General features: G+C 58.9%; 7 protein-coding genes. 2 read left to right on the top strand and 5 right to left on the bottom strand.

Translation table 11 applies throughout. The annotated features are described in order from the left end of the window. Positions 1–209 precede the first annotated feature (209 nt). The 3 genes from E1297_RS06845 to E1297_RS06835 all read right to left on the bottom strand — a co-directional run bounded on the left by E1297_RS06845 (position 210) and on the right by E1297_RS06835 (position 4,093). Positions 210–1,223, bottom strand: coding sequence for a HupE/UreJ family protein (locus E1297_RS06845; RefSeq protein ID WP_155135598.1), 1,014 nt, complete (start codon positions 1,221–1,223; stop codon positions 210–212). Beyond that, complete coding sequence (locus E1297_RS06840; RefSeq protein ID WP_155135595.1) at positions 1,220–2,089, bottom strand: peptidylprolyl isomerase; 870 nt, start codon at positions 2,087–2,089, stop codon at positions 1,220–1,222. The genes E1297_RS06845 and E1297_RS06840 overlap by 4 nt, the downstream gene beginning before the upstream one ends. Before the next feature lie 72 nt (positions 2,090–2,161). Then, positions 2,162–4,093 carry a DUF3604 domain-containing protein gene (locus E1297_RS06835; protein ID WP_155135592.1) on the bottom strand — a complete coding sequence of 644 codons (1,932 nt, stop codon included), beginning with the start codon at positions 4,091–4,093 and terminating at the stop codon, positions 2,162–2,164. Between the two features lie 247 nt (positions 4,094–4,340). Here E1297_RS06835 and E1297_RS06830 point away from each other — a divergent pair, with 247 nt between their 5' ends. Further along, on the top strand, positions 4,341–5,465 hold the full coding sequence (locus E1297_RS06830; RefSeq protein ID WP_155135589.1) for an ATP-dependent RecD-like DNA helicase: 1,125 nt from the start codon (positions 4,341–4,343) through the stop codon (positions 5,463–5,465). Positions 5,466–5,537: 72 nt separating this feature from the next. Here E1297_RS06830 and E1297_RS06825 read toward each other — a convergent pair whose 3' ends face one another. Next, entirely contained in the window at positions 5,538–6,161 is a 624-nt protein-coding gene (locus tag E1297_RS06825; protein WP_155135586.1) for an N-acetyltransferase, read from the bottom strand. A gap of 413 nt (positions 6,162–6,574) precedes the next feature. Here E1297_RS06825 and E1297_RS06820 point away from each other — a divergent pair, with 413 nt between their 5' ends. Then, positions 6,575–7,666, top strand: coding sequence for a DUF563 domain-containing protein (locus E1297_RS06820; RefSeq protein WP_196223227.1), 1,092 nt, complete (start codon positions 6,575–6,577; stop codon positions 7,664–7,666). A 69-nt stretch (positions 7,667–7,735) separates the two neighbouring features. Here the strand turns inward: E1297_RS06820 and E1297_RS06815 are convergent, their stop codons facing one another. Continuing rightward, positions 7,736–9,049 (bottom strand): MFS transporter, encoded by a 1,314-nt coding sequence (locus E1297_RS06815; protein ID WP_196223226.1) that lies wholly within the window; start codon positions 9,047–9,049, stop codon positions 7,736–7,738. Positions 9,050–9,391: the final 342 nt, after the last annotated feature.

Here is a 9,391-nt window from a genome sequence, read left to right as displayed (position 1 = left end):
CTTCAAGGGACGGTCCCTTGAAGGCCCGTGTGAGCAGGCACGGGAGGGAGTATAGGTTCGTAAAGGGTGGTGTTGGATTTCTTTGAGAGAGTTTTTTCGGGCGCCCTCCTTAATCAGCCGTTCTTCAGGACAAGCAGCCAGCGCGGCACGGACAGCGCTGATCCGGACGCCGGTGATCCTTCTCCCTGACAGTGCAGCAGACATCCCCTTCAGGCGAAAAACGATCCGACCCGTTCGATAAACCAGAAGCTCGACCATCCGCCGATGACATAGGCAAGCGGCAGAACGGCCGGGCGCGCGCTCAGGATGTCGCGGTGGCGCAAGGCCTTCGACACCAGGGCAAAAACGGCGGCAATCACCACAATGAACGCAATCTGGCCGGCTTCAACGCCGAGATTGAAGGCCAGAAGCGCCAGCGGCACATCCGACTGCGGCAGGCCGATTTCGCGCAAGGCACCCGCAAACCCCATCCCGTGCAACAATCCGAAGGCGAAGGTCACCAGCCAGGGGGCGGACTGGGACAGCCTGAGTGTGCCCGGACGGGCCAGTGCCAGTTCGCTGGCAAGAAACACGATGGACAGCGCGATGATTGCCTCGACCGGACCCGAGGGCAGCGACACCCAGCCGAAGGTGGTGGCCGCAAGTGTCAGACTGTGGGCAACCGTAAAGGCCGTCACGGCACCAATCAGGCGCCAGAAATCGCGGATCAACAGGATCAGGGCAAACAGAAACAGAAGGTGGTCCCAGCCTTCCAGAATATGGTCGAACCCGAGCACACTGTAGGTTTTCAGGACACTCCAGCTGTCCGGTTGCGCGGGAACGACCGTGGCCGGATCGAGGGCCGTGACCCGCAGGGATTGGGGCGGCGCTCCAAGCGGCGCCACATGCAACAGGGCATCGGTCCGGGTGTTTTGAAGGCCGAGCACGTCAAGCCGCTTTCCTGCAAGTCCGTCCGGGCAGGTCGCAACCCAGGTGCTTTCCCAGGCCCCGCCGGCGGCTCTCGGGTCCGGACCGGTTCGGGGCGTGCAGTTTCCGGGAAGCTGCAGGCGGATCGGCATCGCGCGGCCCGCCACATCCGGCTGGCGCCAGAACACATGCCACGTGTCACCGCCAATTTGTTCCAGAGAACCGAACCCCGGCTCAAGCGCGTGGCCATGGGCGGTTTTCAGGGGCACGCCCGCCAACAGGACCAGCAAGGCCACGAGATGCCAGAGGCCCCTCATGCCGGGTTCTCCGGGTTTGCCACCGCTTCGGGCGCCGTGGCGGCCTGCGGGGTTTCGACCCGGTATTGCGCCCGCAAGGCCTCATATTTCTGCTGTTTCATCTGCTGCATGCGGCCGAGTGTCCAGTCTGAAATCACCTGTTGCCGGACGTCCTCCAGCGGCCGGGGGGTTCCGGCCTCGCGGTCCGTGATCCGAACCATGTGAAAGCCGAAGCCGGAGGGGACATTGACATGCCAGACATTGCCGGATCTGGGCAGGAGCTCCCCGAAAAACCCTCCGCCGAACACGGCGTCGACTTTGGCCCGGCCGGACAGGTCCATATCAAACCGCAGCAGCGTATCGGCACCGAGGGTGGAGGGAGCCGCTCCTTCCTGCAACGCGGAGCGCACCTCTGCCAGCAGCTGCGGATCCGGCTTTTCACCCAGATAGATCTGCTCGAAGGACAGCCGCGCCGGGGCCTGATACCGGTCCGGATAGGCCTCGTAATAGGCCTTGATCTCGTCTTCGGACGGTTCCAGGCCGCGGGCCTCGGCAACGGCCAGATACTCCATCTTCTGCACCAGCCGCCGGCGCATCACCGTGTCGTCCTGATCAAGGCCAAGCGCAAGCGCTTCGCGGACAAGCACCTCCTCCTTGATGAAATTGTCGAGCATGGCCTGTTGCTCGCCGCCTGTGGGCGGGCGTTGCCAGATGGCCCGGAATTCGGCGTCCAGCCTTTGCATCTGTTCCGGCGTCACCTCAATGACGCCCTCGGTTTCCCCTTCCGCCGGTTCCGGTGACACGGCATAGAACACACCGAAAATCACCGCCCCGATCACCAGAAAATGGATCAGGGGCTCTCTCGCGATTCTTCCAAGTATCGGCACCGGTATCCACTCCCTGACAAACATGATCTTGTGACAAAAGCTAGCCTATCGGCCCGAAGAAACCCAAGGCGGTCAGACGGGTGGTGTGTACCAGATCGGCGACGTATAGGCGCGTTCCTGCTGGGTGAGCGGAGCGCCTTCCGGTATCCCGACGCCATACCGGAAGGCATCATAAAGATACCAGGGCGGTGTCGGGATCTCGATCACCCTTGCGTAGTAAAACGCCCGTTCGGCAGGGTCGAAGTCCGGATCGGTCCAGATGGCCGCCAGTTCGGACGCGCCGATGGAATTGCTCCAGCTTGCATTGTCAATGTCCACCGTGTTGCCCACCGGCGGCAGTTTGCCGTCGTCTCCCCGGACGCGCTCATCCGACCAGACCACGTCATGAACCTGTTCCCGCGTCTGGCCCTCCTGATCGAGCCAGCCCTTGACGATCTGGATCCGGTCGAGATTTGCGCCAATGGGATCGCGCAACGCATAGACCATGAATGCCGGCGCTTCTGCCGTGTCCGGTTTCGGCAACAGGTCACCACCCATCGGAACGCCTTTGCCATAGCCGGCAAAGGCCGGATTGCGGGTGTCGAGATCCGTTTCGTCAAACGTCCAGCCGCCGAACAGGCGCACGGCCATGCGCGGGCCGGTGGTGGCAAAGACTTCCTTGCGCTGCAGGGCGTCAAAAATGCTTTCGCGGGTGTTTTCTCGGGCCCAGACACCGGTAATACCGGCCGCCACCATCTGCCAGGCGAACAATTCGCCCTTGTCGGTCTTGACGAAGGGATGGGTCAGACGCTCCGGTGACGGCTCGTAACCGGTGTGCTTGCCGAAGAAATTGTCCTCCTCGAAGGTCGCCAGCCCGGTATGGCTGTCGGTGGCGCCCGAAAAGCCGAACTTGTACGGATTGGTGCCGAAGGTTTCCTCCAGAACCAGACCGTTCTTCAGGGCTTCGCGGGCATATTCGCCTGCCAGCATGCCGTCGGTCTTGGCTTCGGTCAGGTCCAGATTGCCGACATCCCAATTGTAGTAATCGGCAAACTCGTCATTGGGCGAGAGGAACGGATGGGCCTCGCCGTCCCCCTTGATCTGGGTGATTTCGTAAAGCGGTTCCCACTTGGCCCGCTGCTCAACATACATGCGGTCGACCGGCCGTCCGGTAAACTGCTCCTCGACCGGGAACATGATGCCGTTGGACAGATTGCCGTTGTGGGCAAGCGCCAGCACCGCGCCATTGGTCTTGTCCTCATAGGCCTGCATCCACTTGTAAAGATCCAGAGGGTCCTGACTGCCGAAAGGCGGCGTCTGGGTGAAAGGCACCACCTGGCCCGCCCGGCCGGCACCGTCGCGGAAGATCACGTTGCGGTGCAAGTTGCGGCCCTTGTCGAGCGAGGTCCATTCAAAGCCGATCATGGCCGTGAACGCGCCCGGATCGTTGAAGGCGTCGGCGGTCTTCAGATTGTCCGACCAGATCGAGGCATAGCGCCTTGCACCGGGCTGATACTGTTCGAACAGGTCCGGGGTGACCGTTCCCTGTCCGAACTGGGTGATCAGGTCGATGGTTGCCTCGACCGCTTCCTGTCCCCCGGCGCGGTAACCGTCCGACCATTTGCGGCCCTGTTCGTACTGGGTGACATTGGGTGCTGCGTCGAGAATGTCGGTGATCAGACCCATGCCGTCGGAGTGTTCGGTGATGACCAGCCAGTCAAGCGGGCGCGCGAGCCGCACGGGCTGCCCGGACGACGCGGTGATTTCCTCGCCCCGGGCAAAGCGCCAGGCATCCTCCTGGCTGAGACGGGCGCCAAACCCGCCCGCATCCATGGACTGGCCGGTATGCAAATGGGTGTCGCCCCACAAAGGCCGCTCGGGAAAGCTGCGTCCGGCATAGGGCGAATAGGCCTTGCCCGGATAGACGTCACGGAGCTGGTCCGGATTGAGGTCGAACTCCTGAGAATAACCAGTGGTTGAAATGGTGATTACAGTGAGCAGTCCCGCGACGAGTCCCGTCCGCATCCGAACCTCCCGGTTTTTCTGACGTTGCGGCAGTTAAGCACCCCTTGGCAGTGCTGTAAACGTTTGAGCGGCCACAATCGGTTAGGCGGACAAACAGCCGGATTGTCGTGCGGGATACGGGCGGAACCGGCGCAGGTTCCGGTTTCATGGCGCCTTGTTCCAGTTTTGTCCAAAGGGTGGTTGGCGCCTTGGCCCAAAACGCGCTATGCAACCGCGCAGCAACAGGAACGAAACGGGAATCGGGCACATGGCGTGGTCGCCGGAACAGGAACAGGCACTTTCGGAAACGGCCGGCTGGCTGAAGCGCGGCGACCGGCAGGTGTTCCGCCTGTTCGGCTTTGCCGGAACCGGCAAGACCACGCTGGCCCGGCATCTGGCCGAAGGGATCGACGGCGATGTCTGTTTCGGCGCGTTCACCGGCAAGGCCGCCCATGTGTTGCGCCAGAAGGGCTGCGAGGATGCGGGCACGATCCACTCGATGATCTACCGGCCGCGCTCGGCGAAGGAAGAAGACGACACGGAAGACGACGACGACGACGGCGGTCCGCAATTCGCGATCAAGCGGGACAGCCCGGCATCCACCGCCAAGCTGATCGTCATCGACGAATGCTCCATGGTCGACGAGGAGCTGGGGCGCGATCTCCTGTCCTTCGGCACGCCGGTCCTGGTGCTTGGCGATCCGGCGCAGCTGCCCCCGGTCAAGGGCGGCGGATATTTTACCGAGGCGGAACCCGACGTGATGCTGACCGAGGTCCACCGGCAGGCGCAGGACAATCCGATCGTGCGCATGTCGATGACCATCCGGGAGGGCGGCAAGCTCGACTATGGCGACTATGGCGAAAGCCGGGTGATCGGCCGCCGCGACATCGACAAGGGCCAGATCCTTGACAGCGATCAGGTGCTGGTCGGCACCAACAAGACCCGCCGGCTTTACAATGGCCGCATCCGCGAGCTGAAAGGCTTCACCACGCCGATGCCTGCCGTCGGCGACAAGCTCGTCTGCCTGCGCAATGACAAGACCAAGGGGCTGTTGAATGGCGGCTTGTGGAACGTCAAGCGCCTGCGCACGCCACAGGGCAACACATTGCGCTTTGACGTCACCCCGGAAGACGAGGCGGCGGGCAAGCAGACGGTGAAGGTCAAGGTCTTGCCGTCCATGTTCGAGGACGGCGCGGAACAGATCCCCTATGCCATCCGCCGCAAGGCCGACGAGTTCGACTATGGCTATGCGCTGACCGTGCACAAGGCGCAGGGCTCGCAATGGGACGATGTGGTGCTGTTTGACGAAAGCTGGGCGTTTCGCGAACACAGGGACCGCTGGCTCTACACGGCCGTGACACGTGCCGCGGAGCGGATCACCGTGGTGCGTTGAGAAAGGCTCCCGAGCCATCTCCAACAAAAAACGCTGGGATCGTGTTTCGGCTCATAAGAACACCGGGAAACACTACTGGTCCAAAGCATATCCCATCCAGATTTTGCGTCCATTGTCCGGCAGAGCATGGTCCAGCCGTTCAAAACCGCTTCGCTGCCAAAAGCGGATTGCGCGCCCATTCGCTGCGTTTACACCGACATGGATTCGTTTTTTGCCGTGTACCGCCGCAAGCGATAACCACGAATTCAAAAGACGCCGCCCAACACCAGCACCTTGGGCACGCGGCAAGAGGTTTATGTGCACATGAGCCGGGTAATGCCGATCTACCCACTCAGGTGTCCTGGCTGGATGGTGGATCATGAAAGCCCTGCGCTCGTCGGCTGACCACGCCTCCCGAGGCTTTCCAGCGGGGTCGGGATAGAGCTTGCGCAGACGGGGCCACCATTCCCGTTCCAGACGGTCCTCCCAGGCTTCCGTATCGATTGTTCCGACCGCAAAGCCTGCAACGCCTTGCCGGTCTTCGACAACCAACGCAAACCGTGGCTCGAGGACGGCATAGGGCGCCGAATAGATGTGCCCGATCATGTTTGGATCTAGATAGAGATGAGATGCATCACCGCCCGAAAGGCCGGTCTTTATTGATATGGCAAAAAGCACGGGCAGATCGTCCAGCTGGAATTCGCGAATAGGTTTCATTGCTGCCACTTATCCAAACCGAGGAAAAAAGTTTTCTTTCAATAAAGACCAAGTTTCCTTTTCGCCCAACGGAAGCCGGACAAGCAAGCTTTCTGAAGACAATCTCCATCTCCATCAAGAGTCGCGAGTCCAGCCAGGCGCAAGCTCCCGCCCGTAACTCACTGTCTTACACTCAAATCAACTGTTTGTTTTCCTGTTTATTTTCAAGCGCTCATTGACAGAAATAATTGTAAAAATTATGGATCTTACAAAACTTAAAGTTGTGAGATTCGTTTATGAGACAAGCTCCGCCGTGGCGCCGATGGGTTCCGACAAGCAGGCAGATTAGATTCGCCATTCAATCAAAAGTCGCAAAAATTTTCCCGGCTGTTGCCAAAAGATACAATTTCTTCCCGGCTGTGCTTCCGTGGGACATGAAAAACTCTTTCCTGGTGGAGAGCCTGCACGAAACAAGCAAGGCGAAACTCGGGGATCAGGATCTGCGCTTCATCAAGACCCACGGGAACATCGAAACGATGACTTTTCCGGACAAGATTGTCCGGCAAGGCAACGCAACGATCGATGTCTACCGGTTCCGGAATTGTGCAATCCTCGGCAAGAGCGGTGAAACGGTCCTGCTGGATGGCCCGTACAATCTTCACCGGCCCGGCCAGAACACGGCCCGCTTTGGAAAATTGCGCCGCAGAAAGATTGATGGACCTGTCCTGAACCTTCTTGGCTACCACAAGGGCCACAAGCACTACTACAACTTCCTTGCAACCGATCTGGATGAACAACTTGCGTTCTTTGAAAGACAGACGAAACGCGAAGCTGTTACGGCGCTTGTGCGTGAAGATATTTCTTCCATCCAAAGAAGTATCTACACCTATCTGGAGAGAAAATATAAGTTTCTGCGCATTGAGGAAGTCGGGCCGAATGAAAGGATCGAAGCCGACATCTGCTACACAATCAAGTCACGCAATGGCAGCCGCTTTCGTTCACCGCAAACCGAGCAGGGGGGCGACAGGATCAGCACCGCCTACAAGGCAGCCTATAATATCAAGCCGTGCAAGACGCCATGGCGCAAGGTTTATGTTGCACGCGACGACGCAAAGATCCGCCGCATTCAGAATGAACAGGATCTTTGGCAGCGCCTTGAACCGCTTGGCTTCGAACGGATTATCCCCGGCACGATGAGCCATGCCGAACAGGTCAGGCTGTTCGACGAGGCGAAGGTAATTGTCGGCGCGCACGGGGCCGGTCTTACAAATCTGCTTTTCACTCAGGAAGGTGGCCAAGTGGTCGAGCTGTTTCCGGCCAACTACGTCCAGAGCTCCTATCTCTGGATGTCACGCCTCAAGCAGCACCACTACACGCCGGTCATTTGCGGCAAGAGCCAGGCCCACCAGCATTTTCAGGTGTCGGAAAATGATATCGCGTCGGTTCTCGATGCTTTGCGCGAAGTGAACGTCTTTGAACACCCCGATGCAATCCGATCTCCCGCTTCCGTTCCGCTGCCGGCATAAAGCGGGCCTCCCATTCGGTGACCGGCGCAGAAAATGCGCTGTCACCGGTTCAGGATTGCCGGAAAACCATCATGTGAGGTCTTGGCCGTTTTTCCGGACCCTGATCGCTGCTAGTAGCGCCAGAAATGTGAAAAACATCAGATAATAGGCCGGGGAGAAGTCGTTGCCGGTTTGCTGCAGAAGGTATGTGACCACAGCGGGGGACGTTCCGGCAAACAGCGCGACAGCAAGATTGTAGCCGATCGACAAAACGCTGACACGGACATGGCGCTCGGGGATTTCGGCCATCATGCCCGGATTGAGACCGAGCAGCATTCCGACAAGAACCGCAAATCCCAAAAACCCCCAGAAAACCAGGAATTCGTCAGCATGATGCACAAGCCAAAACAACGGCAAGGTCAGAACAAGCAAGGCCGCATTTGACAGGATCAGCATTCGTTTCCTGCCAAACAGATCGCCCAGCCAGCCGCCCACGAAGGTGAAGGCCGTAAGCACAACCAGGCCGAGCGTGTTGATATCCATCACCGAAGAGGCCGGCACATGCATGCGGGTGGTTAGATAGGTGACGGAAAAGACAAACAGGATGTAGAAGCCGACATTGCTGGACAGGGCCAGACCGCCAATCTGCAGGATGTCTCTCCAATGAAACCGGATTGCCGCCACGACCGGCGAAACACGCCGTTTGCCGCCATCCTCCGGACGGGCGGCCTCTGGCACGTCCAGGGAACGGCGCAAGAAAAACCCGACGATCATGATGATGGCGCCCGACAAAAAAGCATAGCGCCACAAGCCATCCGATATCTGGTCAGCGGAGAAAAGATGTGTCATGACCGCAACCATGGCCGAGCCGATCAGAAACCCCAAGATGCAACTGATGTTGGAAACACTTGCGTAGCGTCCCCGTTTCCCCACCGGTGCCTGTTCCGCGAGAAAAACGGACGCACCGCTGTATTCGCCGCCCACGGAAATCCCTTGCACAATGCGCATGATGACAAGCAACGCGCCAGCAGCCGGGCCAATCTGGTCATAGGCTGGCAGCAGCCCGATGGCGGCCGTACTCACGCCCATCATCATGATCGAAACGATGAGCATGTATTTGCGGCCCACGGCATCGCCCATATGGCCGAAAATGGCAGACCCGATGGGCCGGGCCAGAAATCCGGCAGCAAACGCTCCATAAACCGCCAGCAGCGAACTGAGGGGATCGGATGCCGGAAAAAAACGGGCCGCAATGAACGGCGCCATGAACCCGTATATCGCAAAGTCAAACCATTCCAGCAGATTGCCCACGGCTCCGGCAGCGAGAACGCGCCGGACGTCTGATTTCCGGTCCCCCTCAAGGTCCGGATGCGGCTCGGATACGGATGCCGTTTCGCTCGACAATTGAGCCCCCAACTAAATTGGAATAATTCTCTACAGTAAAAAGAACACTAAATTTCAATTACCCTGTAACTATCATTTATGCGGAAATATCAAAAAAACACTATTAATATTTATATATTTTCATTCAAATATATAAACGAATTTTATTTACCGGCATGCAGGCCAAAAGGCGATCTGCAGGACACATTTGACGCTTTGAACTTATGATCCCGGATTGGGCTCAGGAGACGCGGGCCTTGCGCGGTTTGCGCGTTGCAACACCTGCTTCGGCTTCGCGTGCCAGACGCAACGCCTTGAGGCGCTCGGTTTTTGTCGATAACGTATAAAATTTTTCGCACATTT

The sequence above is a fragment of the Roseibium sp. RKSG952 genome, from assembly GCF_009711355.1.
Note: the sequence above shows the minus strand (reverse complement) of the source record. Positions and strands in the feature narration are given on the sequence as shown.

Excerpts from the sequence above, each read along its gene's own strand:
- E1297_RS06845 (WP_155135598.1), bottom strand. The coding sequence starts at position 1,223 with ATGAGGGGCCTCTGGCATCTCGTGGCCTTGCTGGTCCTGTTGGCGGGC.
- E1297_RS06835 (WP_155135592.1), bottom strand. The coding sequence starts at position 4,093 with ATGCGGACGGGACTCGTCGCGGGACTGCTCACTGTAATCACCATTTCA.
- E1297_RS06830 (WP_155135589.1), top strand. The coding sequence starts at position 4,341 with ATGGCGTGGTCGCCGGAACAGGAACAGGCACTTTCGGAAACGGCCGGC.
- E1297_RS06825 (WP_155135586.1), bottom strand. The coding sequence starts at position 6,161 with ATGAAACCTATTCGCGAATTCCAGCTGGACGATCTGCCCGTGCTTTTT.
- E1297_RS06820 (WP_196223227.1), top strand. The coding sequence starts at position 6,575 with ATGAAAAACTCTTTCCTGGTGGAGAGCCTGCACGAAACAAGCAAGGCG.